The organism is Geomonas ferrireducens (assembly GCF_004917065.1).
GTDB classification, from domain to species: Bacteria; Desulfobacterota; Desulfuromonadia; order Geobacterales; family Geobacteraceae; genus Geomonas; species Geomonas ferrireducens.
In genome coordinates, this window is record NZ_SSYA01000001.1 from 1,256,769 (window position 1) to 1,272,844 (window position 16,076).

Consider the following 16,076-nt stretch of genomic DNA (forward strand, 5'->3'; position numbering starts at 1 on the left):
GGTAACAATGCTTTTAAAGGCAAGTGTCGAACTTAAACATAAACGCCAATTCTTGTCAAGGGCTTTTTCCAGAGCCAATCCCTGCGTCAAGTTTTGCCTTGCCAACAAAGGGGACGGCATGTTATTTTGACACGCTAAAAAAATTAACATAGGCTTAGACTGTTTAAAATTCGATAAGCCTCTGAAATTACCTATCTTATTTCTTATCAACAGTTGTTGATAAAGCTGTTTAAAAACAGTGAAAAAAAAGGCCTCTCTCCATGGAAAACATTTGGCTGGAAGCCCAGGCAAATCTGAAACAAGTATTAACGGAACAGACTTACACGACCTGGATCGAGCCGTTGAAGTTTCTCGGCGCCACAGCCGACACCGTAGTCATCGAAGTACCGAGCGTCTTCTTTCAGAAATGGGTTACCGAGAAGTACCTCTCCATGATCAAGGAAGTTCTCTCCGCGATCACCTCGAAGAACTACCACATAGAGTTCCACGTCGCCGACCCCCAGCCGGAGTCCGCCGAACCTAAGGTGGAAAAGGAACCGAAGGCAAAGGGGAAGGAAAAGGATAAAGAGAAGGAGCAGGACAAAGAAAGGGAAAAGGATAAAGAGCCGGTGAAGGACAAGAAGAACGATCTCGTCCCTAACCTCAACTCCAAGTACACCTTCGAGTCCTTCGTCTCGGGGCCGAGCAACCAGTTCGCCTATGCCGCTTCACAGGCGGTGGCGAACAAGCCGGCCACGAACTACAACCCTCTGTTCATCTACGGCGGCGTGGGTCTGGGCAAGACGCACCTCGTGAACGCGATCGGGAACCAGATCCTGGCCAAGAACCCTAAGGCGAAGATCTGCTACTACTCGTCCGAGAAGTTCATGAACGAGATGATCAACTCGCTGCGTTACAAGAAGATGGACGAGTTCCGCAACAAGTTCAGGAAAATGGACCTGCTGCTCATCGACGACATCCAGTTCATGGCGGGAAAAGAAGCGACCCAGGAAGAGTTCTTCCACACCTTCAACGCGCTCTACGAGTCGCACAAGCAGATCGTGGTGACCTCGGACAAGTTCCCGAAGGACATCCCCGGTCTGGAAGAGCGCCTGAGATCGCGCTTCGAGTGGGGTCTCATCGCGGACATCCAGCCGCCGGGCGTGGAAACCAAGGTCGCCATTCTCAAGAAGAAGTCGGACATGCACGCGGTAAACCTTCCGGACGACGTGGCGCTCTTCCTCGCCGAAGGGGCGACTAGCAACATCCGCGAGCTTGAGGGGATGCTGATCCGCCTGGAGGCCTTCGCGAGCCTCACCGGCCAGGAGATCACCCTCGGCATGGCCAAAGAGGTGATGAAGGACATCATCGTCGAGAAGACCCGCGACATATCCGTTGAGATGATCCAGAAGACGGTGGCGGAACACTTCCGCATCAAGCTCTCGGAGCTCAAATCGGACAAACGCGTCAAGACGCTCGTGGTGCCGCGCCAGATCGCCATATATATATGCCGGGAGCTCACCAAGGCGTCCTATCCGGAGATCGGTGAGAAGTTCGGGGGGAAGGATCACTCGACCATCATCCACTCGGTGAAGAAGATCGAGAAGCAGTTGGCGGCCGACGCGGACCTGAAAGCGACTGTGGAAGATATCAAGAAAAAGCTGTTCACTTAGCGGGGAAAACTGTGCATAACCCGGCGGGATAAAGCCCTGTCAAAAAAAGCTGTGCAGAAACTGGAAAAACGACTGAAGTTTTCCCGCACGATTTCCAGAGGCGAAAACGCAGCACTTTCAAAGGGTAAGCAGGGTTGTCCACAGTATCAACAGGACACTATCTACTACTACGATCATTATTTATAAACATAATAATAAAAACAGAACCGGAGAGAAGACATGGAATTCAGAATCAGCAAAGAGATTTTTATGAAAGCCCTCCAGAGAATCCAGGGTATCGTAGAAAAGCGCAACACCATGCCCATTCTCTCCAATGCCCTGCTCGAAGTCCAAAACGACCAGCTCTTCATCACAGCCACTGACCTCGAAGTCGGCATGAAGAGCTCCTACCCGACCAAGGTAATCCGCGAAGGGAAGATCACCGTCTCCGCCAAGAAGCTTTACGAGATCGTCAAGGAGATGCCGGACGAAGAGATCCTCTTCACCACCAAGGACAACGACTGGGTGGAGATCACCTGCGGCAAGGCCCGCTTCAACATCGTCGGTCTCTCCTCCGAGGAATTCCCCTACTTCCCCAAGGTGAAGGAGGAGAACTTCCTGATCTTCAAGAACGAGATCCTCGCAAACATGATCGAGAAGACGTCCTACGCCATCTGCTATGACGAGACCAAGTACAACCTGAACGGTGTCTTCATCAAGGCGTTCGAGGAGAACGGCGCCAACGTCCTCAAGATGGTCGCCACGGACGGCCACCGTCTTTCCGTTTCCCAGAAGGCGATCAACGGCAACATCACCGCAGAGCTCTCCAAGGGGGTCATTTTCCCGAAGAAGGGTATCTTCGAGTTGAAGAAGATGGTCGAAGAGGAAGACGGCGAGATCATGCTCGGCTTCATGGACAACAGCGCGGTGATCAAAAAGGGGAACACCGTAGTGGTGATGCGACTCATCGACGGCGAGTTCCCGGACTACACAAAGGTCATCCCGATGAGCAACGACCGCATCGTGCAGATCAGCCGGGATAAGTTCCTCCATTCCCTGAAGAGGATGTCGATCCTCTCCAGCGAGAAGTTCAAAGGGGTGAAGATCGACGTGAGCCCCGAGCAGGTCATCATCTCCTCCAGCAACCCGGAGCTCGGCGAGGCGCGCGAGGAGATCGAGATCGATTACGACGGCAACAACATCTCTGCACGCTTCAACGCCAAGTACCTGATCGACGTCCTCTCCGTCATGGAGCAGCGCGAGGTTGAGCTGAAGCTCAAGGACGAGCTTTCCCCGGTGATCATGAAAGCGGTGGAGAGCGAGGAATTCCTGGCGGTCATCATGCCGATGCGGCTGTAGTACCTCCCCCACCGCTGCAAGTGCGCGTTAATGTTGTGATGATGGAGGAGTGGGAACTAGACAGGCTGTGTTAAGGCCCTGATGAAACTGATAAAACTCAAACTTGCTTCCTTCCGTAACCTGCAAAACTTGGAACTTGCTCCTGGCAAGAAGTTCAACGTTTTCTACGGCAACAACGGCCAGGGCAAGACCAACCTGCTGGAATCGATTTACCTCCTTGCGACGATGAAGTCATTCAAGCAGGCGAAAAACGTCGAGCTGATCACGTTCGGCTCGGAGTTTGCCCTGGTGAAGGGATCGGTCGAGCGGGACCGCGTCACACGCGAAATCGCGGTCCTTTTGGAGAAGCAGGGCAAGAAGGCGAAGATAGACAGCAAGCTCGCGACGCGCCTGGACGATTTCTTCGGCAACCTGAACGTGGTCCTCTTCACGCCGGAGGAGATCTCCATGGTGCGCGGGGGACCCGATTTGCGGCGCAGGTATCTGGACCGTGCGGTATTCACCTGCGATCTCAGTTACCTGTCGGCGTTTCACGATTATTCGAAGATCCTTAAGAACCGGAACGCCCTCCTGAAGATCGGCGAAGGTTCCGGGATCGAGGTCTGGACCGAGCAGTTGATCCAGGCCGCGCAGCTCGTGATCGAGAGAAGAAAGGCGTACCTCAGCGAGATAGGAAAGCTGTTGCAGGGGTTCTACAGCGAGATCTCCGGCAACGACGAGACGGTGCAGATAGAGTACCGGCTGCACGGTGTGAACGAGGAAGCCTTCCTTCGCGATCCCGCGGCAGCACTCGCCGATGCCCTGAAGGCACACGCGGCCGAGGAAAGGAGGCGCATGTCCACCGCCATCGGACCGCACCGTGACGACCTCTACTTCGGTTTGAACGGCCGCTCGGCACGTCACTTCGCCTCGCAGGGACAGCAGCGCTCCTTCGTACTGGCCCTCAAGATGGCAGAGATCGAGTACATAACGAGATGTTTCGAGGCGCCTCCGGTGCTCCTTCTTGATGACATGACGAGCGAGCTCGACCGGGAGCGCAACAGGAACCTCATGGATTTCCTGAAGAAAAGGGAAATGCAGGTCTTCATCACCACGACCTCGCTTGCCAACGTGGCGATCGAGGAGATGGAAGAGAACAGGACCTTCCGGATCAAGGAAGGAAGCATTTTGCAGTAGCTGTCTAAAAAGCATCCCCCTCCCTGCCCTCCCACTCCGGGCCTACGCCCACCATAGGGCTTCGGTCCGCAGGCGAGGGAGGGAATTGGTTAACTGAAATTTCTTGAAAGAGGTAACGATGAGCTCAGAAGAACAAAGCGATTACGGGGCGGATAAGATCCAGATTCTCGAAGGACTGGAAGCGGTAAGAAAGCGTCCGGCCATGTACATCGGTTCCACCGCTGCTCAGGGTCTGCACCACCTGGTTTACGAACTGGTGGACAACGCCATCGACGAGGCGCTGGCAGGTTACTGCGATGCCGTACAGGTCACCATCCACCTGGACGGGTCGGTTACCGTCGAGGACAACGGCCGCGGTATCCCGACCGACATGCACCCGACCGAGGGAAGAAGCGCTGCTGAGGTCGTCCTCACCGTGCTGCACGCGGGCGGCAAGTTCGACAACTCCTCCTACAAGGTTTCCGGCGGCCTGCACGGCGTGGGTAGCTCGGTCGTCAACGCGCTTTCCACCAAGCTCGAGCTGGAGATCCGGAGAAACGGGAACATCTACACCCAGAGCTACCGCAAGGGCGTGCCCCAGGCGCCGCTCGCCATCACCGGCGAGACCAAGAAGCGCGGCACCAAGATCACCTTCCTCCCCGACGGTGATATCTTCGAGACCACCGAGTTCTCCTTCGACATCCTCTCGAAGAGGCTCAGGGAGCTCGCCTTCCTGAACGCAGGCGTGCGCATCAAGATCCACGACGAGCGGACCGAGAAGGACCACGACTTCTTCTACGAGGGGGGCATCAGGAGCTTCGTCGAGTATCTGAACAAGAACAAGAACCTGGTCAACCCGGAGCCGATCTACATCAAGGGTGAGAAAAGCGGCGTCGATATCGAGATCGCCATGCAGTACAACGACTCGTACGACGAGAAGGTCTTCTCCTTCGCCAACAACATCAACACCCACGAGGGGGGGACGCACCTGATCGGCTTCAAGGCGTCGCTCACCCGTACCATGAACAACTACGCCACGGCGAACAACCTCTTGAAGAACGTGAAGGTTGCCATCTCCGGTGACGACCTGAGGGAGGGGCTCACCGCGGTCATCTCGGTGAAGATCTCCCAGCCGCAGTTCGAGGGGCAGACGAAGACCAAGCTCGGCAACTCCGAGGTGAAAGGGTACGTCGAGACCCTGATGAACGAGAAGCTCGCGATGTACCTGGAAGAGAACCCGGCGATGGCGAGAAAGATCCTGGAAAAATCCATCGACGCGGCGCGTGCCCGCGAGGCGGCCAGGAAGGCGCGTGAGCTGACCCGCAGGAAGGGGGCGCTCGAGGTGGGGACGCTTCCGGGCAAGCTCGCCGACTGCCAGGAGAAGGACCCGGCGCTTTGCGAACTCTTCCTCGTCGAGGGTGACTCCGCAGGTGGCTCTGCGAAGCAGGGGCGCGACCGAAAGTACCAGGCGATCCTCCCCCTCAAGGGTAAGATCCTCAACGTCGAGAAGGCGCGTTTCGACAAGATGCTCGCCTCCCAGGAGATCAGGACGCTGATCTCGGCCCTTGGCACCTCGATCGGCAAGGAAGACTTCGACATCGCGAAGCTTCGCTACCACCGCATCATCGTCATGACCGATGCGGACGTCGATGGCTCGCACATCCTTACCCTTCTGCTCACCTTCTTCTTCCGCCAGATGATGGAACTGATCGAGCGCGGCTACCTCTACATCGCCCAGCCGCCTCTGTACAAGATCAAGCGCGGCAGGAAGGAGCAGTACCTGAAGAACGAGGCCGCGCTCCAGGCCTACCTCCTCGAGGAAGGGACCGAGGATATGACTCTGAAGCTCGGCTCGGGGACCGACGAGCGCGTCTACCGCGGCAAGCAGATCATCCCAATCCTGACCCAGCTCATCGACTTCAACGACCTGTTGGACAAGGTGGTCAAGAAGGGGATCAACGACCAGCTCTTGCGCGTGTTCCTCAAATCCGGCGTGAAGCAGGGGCTGGAGGAAATGGCGGACCTCGCGGCACTGCTGCCGAAGATGAAGGAGGCCTGCCCCGAGACCGACGCCCAGGTGTACACGGACAGCATGCTGTTCGCCTTCGGGAACCTGCGCGTGAAGATCGACCAGCAGATTTTCGAGGTGCTCGACTCCTACGAGTACGGCATGCTGCTGGAGAACTACAAGAGGGTACGCTCCCTCATGGGAGCGGGCTCCGCCGTCATCATGGGACCGGAAGACAAGGTCATCTTCGAGAGCGAGAGCCAGGGCGAGATCCTTGCCTGGTTCATGGAGAGCGCGAAGAAAGGGCTCTACATCCAGCGCTACAAAGGTCTGGGCGAAATGAACCCGGAGCAGCTCTGGGAAACCACCATGCACCAGGAGAACAGGGTGCTCCTGCAGGTGAAGATCGAGGACGCGGTCGCCGCCGAGGAGATATTCACCGTGCTCATGGGGGACCAGGTCGAGCCGCGCCGCGACTTCATCGAGCAGAACGCGCTCAACGTCTCCAACCTCGACGTTTAAAGAAAAAAAATTTCACCTCCCTTCGGGAGGGATAGCGTTTTGCATATATTCTCTGCAAATCAATTGTGAGGGCATATTTCGGGGCATTTCACCCGAATGTGCCGCCTTTTGACCGGAAAGGGTTTCTTAAATGCTGAATCAACTGAACAAGGTATCGGTAAACATCGAAGACGAGATGAAGCGCTCCTACATGGATTACGCCATGTCGGTCATCGTCGGCCGCGCGCTTCCGGACGTACGCGACGGACTCAAGCCGGTGCACAGGCGCTGCCTCTACGCCATGTACGACATGTCCAACGACTGGAACAAGCCGTACAAGAAATCGGCCCGCGTCGTCGGCGACGTCATCGGTAAGTACCACCCCCACGGCGACACCGCCGTCTACGACACCCTGGTCAGGATGGCCCAGGACTTCTCGCTCAGGTACCCGCTGGTCGACGGCCAGGGGAACTTCGGCTCCATCGACGGCGACTCCCCGGCTGCTATGCGTTACACCGAGATCAGGATGGAGCAGCTAGCCCACGAGCTCCTGAACGACCTGGACAAGGAAACGGTCCCCTTCGGACCGAACTACGACGACTCCTTGAAGGAGCCGCTCGTCCTTCCTTCCAAGTTCCCGAACCTGCTCGTTAACGGCTCCGCCGGCATCGCGGTCGGCATGGCGACCAACATCCCGCCGCACAACCTCTCCGAGGTGATCGACGGCATCGTCGCCATCATCGATAACCCGCAGCTCACCTTCGAGGAGCTGGTGGAACTGATACCGGGCCCGGACTTCCCGACCGGCGGTTTCATCTACGGCCGAGAAGGGATCATGAAGGCCTACTCGACCGGGCGCGGCATCATCCAGATGCGCGCCAAGGTGCAGATCGAGACCCAGAAGAAGACCGAGCGCCAGTCCATCGTGGTCACCGAGATCCCGTACCAGGTGAACAAGGCTAGGCTGGTCGAGAAGATCGCCGAGCTGGTCAAGGAGAAGAAGATCGAGGGGATATCCGATCTCAGGGACGAGAGCGACCGCGAGGGTATGCGCGTCGTCATCGAGCTCAAGAAGGACGAGAACCCGACCATCATCCTGAACCACCTGTACAAGCAGACCCAGATGCAGTCCTCCTTCGGCATCATCATGCTGGCCATCGTGCACAACCGGCCGCGCGTCCTGACGCTCAGGGAGACCATCGACTTCTTCATCGAGCACAGAAAAGAAATCGTCACCCGCCGTACCATCTTCGATCTGAAGAAGGCCGAGGCGAGGGCCCACATCCTGGAAGGCCTGAAGATCGCCCTCGACAACCTGGACGAGGTTATCGCCCTCATCAAGGCGAGCGCGTCGCCCGCCGAGGCGAAGGTCGGCCTCATGGAGAAGTTCGGCCTTTCCGACCTGCAGGCCCAGGCCATCCTCGACATGAGGCTGCACCGCCTGACCGGTCTCGAGCGCGAGAAGATCCTCGAGGAACTGCGCGAGATCCTGAAGTACATCGCCCGCCTGAAGGAAATCCTCGCCTCCGAGGCCGAGATCCTGAAGATCATCGTGGGCGAACTGCTGGAGCTGAAGGACAAGTTCGGCGACAAGCGCCGTTCCGAGATCGTCATGCAGACCGCCGACATCTCGCTTGAGGACACCATCGTCGAGGAAGACATGGTGGTCACCATCTCCCACACCGGCTACATCAAGCGTAATGCCGTCACCCTCTACCGCGCGCAGCGCCGCGGCGGCAAAGGGAAGACCGGGATGAAGACCAAAGAGGAGGATTTCGTGGAGCAGCTGTTCATCGCCTCCACCAAGGACTACCTCATGTTCTTCACCGATGCCGGCAAGGTGTACTGGCTCAAGGTGTACGAGATCCCGGAGGCGGGTCGCGCTGCGCGCGGCAAGGCGATCGTGAACCTCCTGAACCTCGCCAACAACGAGAAGATCACCACCATCCTCCCGGTGAAGGAGTTCGTGGACGACAAGTTCATCATGATGGCGACCAGAAACGGCGTCGTGAAGAAGACGAACCTGATGGAGTACTCGCACCCGAGGGTCGGCGGCATCATCGCCGTGAACCTGGACGAGGGGGACAAGCTCATCTCCGTGGCGCTCACCGACGGCAAGCAGGACGTGCTCTTAGCCACCGCCACCGGCAAGGCGATCCGCTTCAAGGAGGACGACGTCCGCACCGTGGGTCGCGTCTCCCGCGGCGTGCGCGGCATGACCCTTGAGGATGACGACGTGGTGATAGGCATGGAGATCCTGAACGAGAACTTCACCGACTCCACCATCTTCACCGTCACTGAGAACGGCTACGGCAAGCGTACCGAGATCAGCGAGTACCGGACCCAGACCCGCGGCGGCAAGGGTGTCATCACCATCAAGACCACCGAGAGAAACGGCCAGGTGGTGGACATCAAGCAGGTGGTGGACGACAACGACCTGATGCTGATCACCGATCAGGGCAAGATCCTGCGCGTGTCGGTGGCGGGCTTCTCCATCATCGGCAGGAACACCCAGGGTGTGCGCCTGATGGTGAAGGAAGAAAACGAGCGCGTGGTAGCCGTGGCGCGCCTCGCCGAGAAAGAGGACCAGGACGAGAACGATGACGACTCCGAGCTTGATGAGATAGTGGAACTGGAGTCGGAGGGTGGCGAGGGCGAAGAGTAAGCGCCTCCCCTCAACAAGCTGTCCGACCAGTCGGACCAGTCCGACAGTCGGACCGGTCCGACTGTCCGACAGAACCACAGGCAGTAATCAGCAGCAATCAGCAGCAGCCTAACATGCAATTTTTGCCCTCCTTTGGAGGGGTGCCATGCAGTGACAAAAGGTAGGCTCATGCAACAGAGCGAGAAGGTGGATAACTCCCTGAAGGAGCGCCGCGACATTCTGGATCTTCTGGGGCGGCTCAAAGGGGAAGGCATCTCCATCGAGGAGATGGAACAGATCGGACGCAGGTTCCAGGAGGCCGGGAAGAGGGCGTTGCGCCCGCTCGTGCGCGAACTCTGGCGCGAAAATTCCGGCGAACTGATCGCGAAGTACGCCTATATACTGGACTTCTTCGACTCGGAGCACTGGCTGGACCAGCTGATCCAGATCGCACTGAAACGCCAGGACCTCGCCGCGGACGGCAAGGCTGCCCTCATGATCGCCCTGGAAGGGTACGGCGTGGATGTCAGTTCGGCGCCCTTCAGCCAGGATAAGTCCGGTTCCGGCACAAGCTCGCTGGGCCAGCAGGTGCAGGGAGCCATGCAACTCGGCGAGGAGGGGATGGTTACCTTCCTTGACGATTTCCTCTCGCACCCTCCCGAGGTGCAGCAGATCGTCATTCGCGAGCTGTACCGCTCCGGGGACCGCCACGCCCCGCTCATGCTCCAGGCGATGCTCTGGCACCCGGAGCGTGAAGTGGTGCACGCCGCACTGCAGGCGCTCGGCCGGATCAGGGACCCGCAGGCCGCCGGGGTGCTGCAGGACTTCCTCGCACAGTGCGACCGGGACCTCCTTTCCGTTGCCGACAAGGCGCTGCGCCGCCTGCGTTTCCTGGGCGTCGCCGTACCGCCTCCTCGCGAACACCTCCCCTTCCATGCCGGTTACGCCACTCCTCCGGACGGCGACGGCTACCGCTCTCTGCTCCTGTCACGCTGGGCGGGCGCCGACACGGTGAGCGTCCTTTACATGCAGGTACACGAGCGGCGCGGGGTATTGGCGGCCTGGGGTGCCGGGGAACTGACGGTCGAGAATTTTCTCGCCGAGGTGGAGGGTTTCCGCCTTCAGGACGACCTGATCGAGGTCGCCCCCGAATACCTCATCGACCTGATCCGCGATGCCCTGCACTGGAGCCGCGATCTCTGCTACCTTCCCGCCGACTTCTACATGAGGCGCGGCATCTTCGCCGGCGTCGACCTCTCCCCTGCCCCGCTGGCCGAGCGGCTGACCGGTCTTCCCGCGCCGCGTGCCCTGAGCTTTCAGGAGGGAGAGCGGCTGGCCCAGCGCCTGTTCGAGGATCCCTTCTTTTCGGGATGGTACATGGCGGCCCAGCGGGTCTACGACTTCGCCGAGGATTACCGAAAGGGGAAGGACTCTGAGCAAGTCCTGGAGCGCTTCTGCGCGGAACTGATCACGCCGGAGCTGGAGCTCATCCGGGAACGACTCCTTATCAGCGCGGACCTCATGCTCCATTGCGGCAGGGACGTAGTTGAGGTTGCCAAAGTAGTGGGACTCGCGGACAGTATGGTCGATAACCCACTGCCGGCGTACCTGCATCCTTTCCTGCGCCGCTTCGCCCTCGAAAGCATGGAGATCGCGCGCGAGTCCCTCGAGCGGGGCGACGAGTTGCCGCTCAGAGCGGTCGAGTAGAGACCGGAGCGCCGCTAAGCACGGTAACTTCACCCAAAATCGCTTCCCCCTCCTTGACGGGAGGGGGAATTTTCATTATATGTGCTACGGTAAAAGTCCTCATGAAGGGCTGCGGATACAACGAGAGGGCTTGAAGACATGCTGGAAAAAATCGCCGTCATAGGAGCGGGAAGCTGGGGCACCACCCTTGCCGACCTCTTGGCCAAGAAGGGACACCAGGTAACCCTGTGGGCGTACGAGCCGGAGCTGGTGCAGACCATGCGCGACACCCGGGAGAACAACCTTTTTCTCCCCGGCATCACGCTCCATGAAAAGCTCGCCTACACCAACGACCTCGTGGAGGCCTACCGCGACTGCACCATGGTGCTGAGCGTGGTGCCGTCGCAGCTGGTGCGACGGGTGATGGGGCGGTCCGTTCCCTTTATCCCGAGCGATGCGGTGATCGTCTCCGCATCCAAGGGGATCGAGGTGGACACCCTCGCCACCGTTTCCGAGATCTACCGGGACATCCTTCCCGAAGCGATGTACGAAAGGTTCGCGGCGCTCTCCGGTCCGAGCTTCGCCCGCGAGGTCGCGCAGGAGATGCCGACCGCGGTGACCGCTGCCGCGGCATCCGAGGAGATAGCGCGCCGTGTGCAGGAGGCCTTCACCACCAACTTCTTCCGGGTCTATCGCAACAGCGACGTGGTCGGGGTAGAGCTTGGCGGGGCGATCAAGAACGTCATCGCCATTGCCGCAGGTATCTCCGACGGTCTGGGCTTCGGCAGCAACACCCGCGCCGCCCTGATCACCCGCGGCCTTGCCGAAATGACGCGCCTGGGCCTCGCCATGGGGGCGCAGCCCGCCACCTTCGCGGGGCTTGCCGGCATGGGCGACCTCGTGCTCACCTGCACCGGCGATCTCTCCCGAAACCGCAGCGTCGGCATCCAGATCGGCCAGGGGCGCCGCCTCGAGGAGATCCTAGGCGAGATGCGCATGGTGGCCGAAGGGGTGAAGACCACGGAATCGGCCTACAACCTGGCGAAGAAGCTCGGGGTAGAGATGCCGATCATCGAGCAGATGTACCAGATGCTCTACCAGGACAAGTCGGCCCGCGAAGCGGTTCTTGAGCTCATGACCAGGAACCTGAAGGCCGAAGGAGCTTAGCCACAGATCAAGATCAAGACCTGGATCGGGACGGTTCACCAACCTCGATCCAGGTCTTAATCCGCCTTTCAAGGATGGGTGATGCAACCACGCTTTGGCATAAGATCCAAACTGCTCCTGTCCATCCTCGCCATTTTGCTCATCTCGTATTCCACCCTGATTTACTCCACCATGAAGACCATGAGTGCCTCGCTGCACTCGGAAGTCGACCGTAATCTCGAGACCTACCTCACCTACGCCCGAAGCCAGTTTGCCGACCGCGCCAAGATCGTCAAGTACTCACTGCTGCAGCCGGCTACTTCCAGGATCGTTCACGAACACATGAATGCCGGGGACAGGGGCTGGCTGGAGGACCGGTTGCGGGGGATACACAAGGTGCTCCCCTACCTCGAGTTTCTCGTGCTGCTCGACGCGGACAAGCGGGTGATGGCGAGCCTCAAGGACGACCACCCAGGCGAGAGGCTGGAAGTGCCGGGGGTAGTGGAACAGGCGCTGGTGGGAAAGCGCGTTGTCATCTCCACCGAGATACTGTCGGGGGCGCTCTTGTGCAGAACGGGGGTGGAGCGCTACTGCGCACGGGACGGCGAGAGCGAGGCGCTCGTCACGACGGTGGCGGTTCCGATCCTTGCCGAGGACGGCCGGGTACTTGGATGCATCGTTGCCGGGGAGGTGCTGAACGACCGCCCTACCCTACCCGACGAGCTACAGGAAGTGTCGGGCCGCGACGTCGAAATCACCGTCACCCAGCGCGACCTGCGCATTGCCAGCAGCCTCCCGAGCACCTTGCGCGATTCCTCCACGCTGCCGCCGGAGGTCATCGACGTACTGGAACGCGGCGAGGTGTACCGCGGCGAGGCGATGATCGGCTCCAGATCGTTCGAAACCGTCATCGATCCCATCCTGAACAGCCGCGGCGAGTTCGTCGGTTCGCTCTCCGTTGCGGTCGCCACGGAAAGGTTCAAGCATAACAGGAGGCAGAACCTTGAGAACATCCTCGCCGCCGCAGCGGTCGGGATACTCTGCTCCTTCGGCCTTGCCTTCCTCGCCTCCCGTCATCTGACCCGCCCGCTCAGGGAGCTAGCCTCCAGCGCGAGCAGGATTGAGGAAGGGGATCTCGACCAGCGGGTCGAAGGGGACCAGGACGACGAGGTCGGCATGCTGGCCTCCTCATTCAACCAGATGGTGCAGGCCCTCAAGGAGCGCGATGCCATCATCAACAGGAAGACCTCCGACCTCCAGGAGCTGAACGAGCAACTGGAGCGTATGGTCGACGAGAGAACCTCCGCCCTCGCCATGGAGATGGGGCGGCTCGAGGCGGTGCTCACGAGTCTTGCCGAAGGGGTTGTGGTGACGGACCTCGACAACAAGGTCGTCCTCTTCAACCCGGCGGCCCAGCAGCTCTTCGAGATGGTGCCGCACAGGGTGGTCGGAAAGCCGATCGAGCAGGTCTGCGAACTGGTAGGTTTCACCCCCCTTCTTGCGCGTATCAGGGAGTTCACCCAGGCGGGAGCCGGAGGGTGCAGGGAAGAGCTGACCGTAAAGGGGAAAAGGCTCCACATATACCTCTCCTCGCTCACCGACGAGAAGGGGAGCTTCGCAGGCATCGTCTTCTCCATTCGCGACGTCACCGTGGAACAGCAGGTGGACAAGATGAAGACCGAGTTCATCTCCACGGTGTCCCACGAGCTGAAGACGCCTCTCACCTCGATAAAGGGATCGCTGCAGCTCCTTTTGACCCGGAGCAAATGGCTCACCGACACCGAGAGGCAGCTCCTCACCGTCTGCTTCCGCAACACACAGCGCCTGATCCGGCTCATCGGAGAGATCCTCGATATCTCCGGCATCGAGTCCGGCGGCATGGTTTTCAAGTTCAAGCCGGTGTCGATCGGCGAACTCGCCGTTTACGCCGTCGAGGAGATCAAGTCCTACGCCATGGGGCGCGACATCACCATCGTCAACACGGTGGGGGAGCACCTCCCCATGGTGTACGGCGACAGCGACCGGCTGATCCAGGTGCTCACGAACCTCCTCTCCAACGCGGTGAAGTTCTCGCCGGAGGGGAAGGTGGTCATGATCAGCGCCGAGCAGGAAGGAAACTACGTGGTGGTCTCGGTCGCGGACAAGGGGCGCGTCATCCAGTGGTCGGATCGCGACAAACTTTTCAAGAAATTCCAACAGATAGAGTGCCAGGAGCGCGGCAAGGTGGGGGGGACCGGGCTGGGGCTCGCCATCTGCAAGGAGATCGTCGAGCGCCACCACGGCAGGATCTTCTACACCGCGGCGCAGGAGCGCGGCAACACCTTCAGCTTCACCGTTCCAATCATAGGGGAGACCGATGGAAAAAAATAAGATACTGATCGTCGACGACGAGGCGGACATCGCCCTCATCCTCAAGCTGCAGCTGGAGGATGCCGGGTTCGAGACGGTCCGCGCCCGCGACGGCGTCGAGGCCCTGGAGGCGGTCGCCGCGGAGCGGTTCGCCCTGATCATGCTCGACATCAAGATGCCGCGCATGGACGGCCTCGAGGTGCTGAGCCGGATACGGACCGACGAGACGCCGGTGGTGATGATGACCGCCCACGGCAGCGAGGACATCGCTGTGGAGGCGATGAAGAACGGCGCCCTCGACTACATCTCCAAGCCCTTTTCCGCCGACGACATGCTGCAAAAGGTGGAGCGGGCCATAAGCATCGACAGGACCCGCAAGGAGAACGCGAGGCTGCAGCGCCAACTGGACGAGGAGCGCCTGAAGATGGCGGCGGTGCTGCAGGGGATGGCCGACCTCCTGCTGGCGGTCGACCTCGAAGGGCGCATCATCACCGCAAGCCGGGAGGCGGAACGCGTCCTGAGTGCGGAGGGGACCATCGGCGGGAGGCCCATTGAGGAGGTACTGAAGGCGGAGGTCCCGGGCGGCGAGTTGCCTGCGCGGACGGTACTGAGAACCGATGAGTCGTGCCTCGACGTCTCCTACACGTTGCACGTCGGCGGCCGGGCCGTTCCGGTACTTTCCTCGGCGGCGCCGCTTAGAAATGCCGAGGGAGATCTGGTGGGAAGCGTCGAGATCATCAGGGACATCTCCAAGCTGAAGGAACTGGAGCAGGAGAAGGAAGATTTCGTCAGCATGCTCTCTCACGACCTCAAGTCGCCGATCACCGCGGTGGTCGGCTCCATCGACCTCGTGCGGGAAGGAAAGCTCGGCACGGTGACCCCGGACCAGCGCGAGTACCTTAACGCCGCCATCGAGAGCTGCGAAGAGATGGTGGAGATGATCGACACCCTGCTCGGCATCCACAAGTTCGAAGCGGGCAAGATGAAGCTCGCCTTCAGGGAGGAGGAGCCCGGCGCCCTGGTCGGCCGCAGCGTCAGCAAGTTACAGACCGTCGCCGAGCGTGGCGGCATCCGGCTCTTCACCACCATCGTCCCGGATCTTCCGGCGGTTTCGGCGGACCGCTCCTCCTTCAACCGCATCATAGGAAACCTCCTCTCCAACGCGGTGAAGTTCACCCCCGAAGAGGGGGAAATCGAGGTCTCCGCCGATCTCGTGAGGGACCCCTCCTCCATCACCGGAACGATTCCCGAGGAGATCTACGCGGACGATCAGCTCCCGAAAGAGGGGGACTTCGTCAGGATCCGCGTGCGCGACAGCGGCGTCGGCATACCACAGGAGTCCATCGGCTCCATCTTCGACCGTTTCGTGCAGGCAAGAAACCGGCGCCAGGGAAAGACCCGCGGCACCGGCCTCGGCCTCGCCTTCTGCCGCAAGGCGGTGGACGCCCACGGTGGCTACATCTGGGCCGAAAGTGAACCCGGAAGGGGAAGTGTCTTCACCATCCTTCTTCCGGCGCTTCCCGAGGAGCCTGAGGAATAGGTTTAATTAGCCACGCATCCCCCAAAGCCCCATAGGGCTTTTCGAAGGTACTTTTAA

Annotated in this window: 9 protein-coding genes; all 9 read left to right on the plus strand. The window is 59.8% G+C overall.

Annotated features, from left to right (window positions below; translation table 11 throughout):
- The first annotated feature begins 260 nt into the window (after window positions 1-260).
- Window positions 261-1,652, plus strand: a complete 1,392-nt coding sequence (gene dnaA / locus E8L22_RS05410; protein ID WP_136524184.1) for a chromosomal replication initiator protein DnaA — start codon at window positions 261-263, stop codon at window positions 1,650-1,652.
- A gap of 219 nt (window positions 1,653-1,871) precedes the next feature.
- On the plus strand, window positions 1,872-2,990 hold the full coding sequence (dnaN, locus tag E8L22_RS05415) for a DNA polymerase III subunit beta (RefSeq protein ID WP_136524185.1): 1,119 nt from the start codon (window positions 1,872-1,874) through the stop codon (window positions 2,988-2,990).
- A gap of 81 nt (window positions 2,991-3,071) precedes the next feature.
- Complete coding sequence (recF, locus tag E8L22_RS05420; RefSeq protein WP_136524186.1) at window positions 3,072-4,166, plus strand: DNA replication/repair protein RecF; 1,095 nt, start codon at window positions 3,072-3,074, stop codon at window positions 4,164-4,166.
- A 118-nt stretch (window positions 4,167-4,284) separates the two neighbouring features.
- A complete protein-coding gene (gyrB, locus tag E8L22_RS05425; RefSeq protein WP_136524187.1) occupies window positions 4,285-6,675 on the plus strand; it encodes a DNA topoisomerase (ATP-hydrolyzing) subunit B in 2,391 nt (796 codons plus the stop codon).
- Window positions 6,676-6,805: 130 nt separating this feature from the next.
- Window positions 6,806-9,319 (plus strand): DNA gyrase subunit A, encoded by a 2,514-nt coding sequence (gyrA, locus tag E8L22_RS05430; protein ID WP_136524188.1) that lies wholly within the window; start codon window positions 6,806-6,808, stop codon window positions 9,317-9,319.
- A 168-nt stretch (window positions 9,320-9,487) separates the two neighbouring features.
- A complete protein-coding gene (locus E8L22_RS05435) occupies window positions 9,488-11,005 on the plus strand; it encodes a HEAT repeat domain-containing protein (protein ID WP_136524189.1) in 1,518 nt (505 codons plus the stop codon).
- Between the two features lie 138 nt (window positions 11,006-11,143).
- Window positions 11,144-12,151 carry an NAD(P)H-dependent glycerol-3-phosphate dehydrogenase gene (locus E8L22_RS05440; protein ID WP_136524190.1) on the plus strand — a complete coding sequence of 336 codons (1,008 nt, stop codon included), beginning with the start codon at window positions 11,144-11,146 and terminating at the stop codon, window positions 12,149-12,151.
- A gap of 81 nt (window positions 12,152-12,232) precedes the next feature.
- Window positions 12,233-14,500 carry an ATP-binding protein gene (locus E8L22_RS05445; RefSeq protein ID WP_136524191.1) on the plus strand — a complete coding sequence of 756 codons (2,268 nt, stop codon included), beginning with the start codon at window positions 12,233-12,235 and terminating at the stop codon, window positions 14,498-14,500.
- Entirely contained in the window at window positions 14,487-16,019 is a 1,533-nt protein-coding gene (locus E8L22_RS05450; RefSeq protein WP_136524192.1) for an ATP-binding response regulator, read from the plus strand. The genes E8L22_RS05445 and E8L22_RS05450 overlap by 14 nt, the downstream gene beginning before the upstream one ends.
- The last annotated feature ends 57 nt before the right edge of the window (window positions 16,020-16,076 follow it).

What these genes read in the sequence shown, in the direction of transcription:
- dnaA (WP_136524184.1), top strand. Translation starts at nt 261, where the DNA reads ATGGAAAACATTTGGCTGGAAGCCCAGGCAAATCTGAAACAAGTATTA.
- dnaN (WP_136524185.1), top strand. Translation starts at nt 1,872, where the DNA reads ATGGAATTCAGAATCAGCAAAGAGATTTTTATGAAAGCCCTCCAGAGA.
- recF (WP_136524186.1), top strand. Translation starts at nt 3,072, where the DNA reads ATGAAACTGATAAAACTCAAACTTGCTTCCTTCCGTAACCTGCAAAAC.
- gyrB (WP_136524187.1), top strand. Translation starts at nt 4,285, where the DNA reads ATGAGCTCAGAAGAACAAAGCGATTACGGGGCGGATAAGATCCAGATT.
- gyrA (WP_136524188.1), top strand. Translation starts at nt 6,806, where the DNA reads ATGCTGAATCAACTGAACAAGGTATCGGTAAACATCGAAGACGAGATG.
- E8L22_RS05435 (WP_136524189.1), top strand. Translation starts at nt 9,488, where the DNA reads ATGCAACAGAGCGAGAAGGTGGATAACTCCCTGAAGGAGCGCCGCGAC.
- E8L22_RS05440 (WP_136524190.1), top strand. Translation starts at nt 11,144, where the DNA reads ATGCTGGAAAAAATCGCCGTCATAGGAGCGGGAAGCTGGGGCACCACC.
- E8L22_RS05445 (WP_136524191.1), top strand. Translation starts at nt 12,233, where the DNA reads ATGCAACCACGCTTTGGCATAAGATCCAAACTGCTCCTGTCCATCCTC.
- E8L22_RS05450 (WP_136524192.1), top strand. Translation starts at nt 14,487, where the DNA reads ATGGAAAAAAATAAGATACTGATCGTCGACGACGAGGCGGACATCGCC.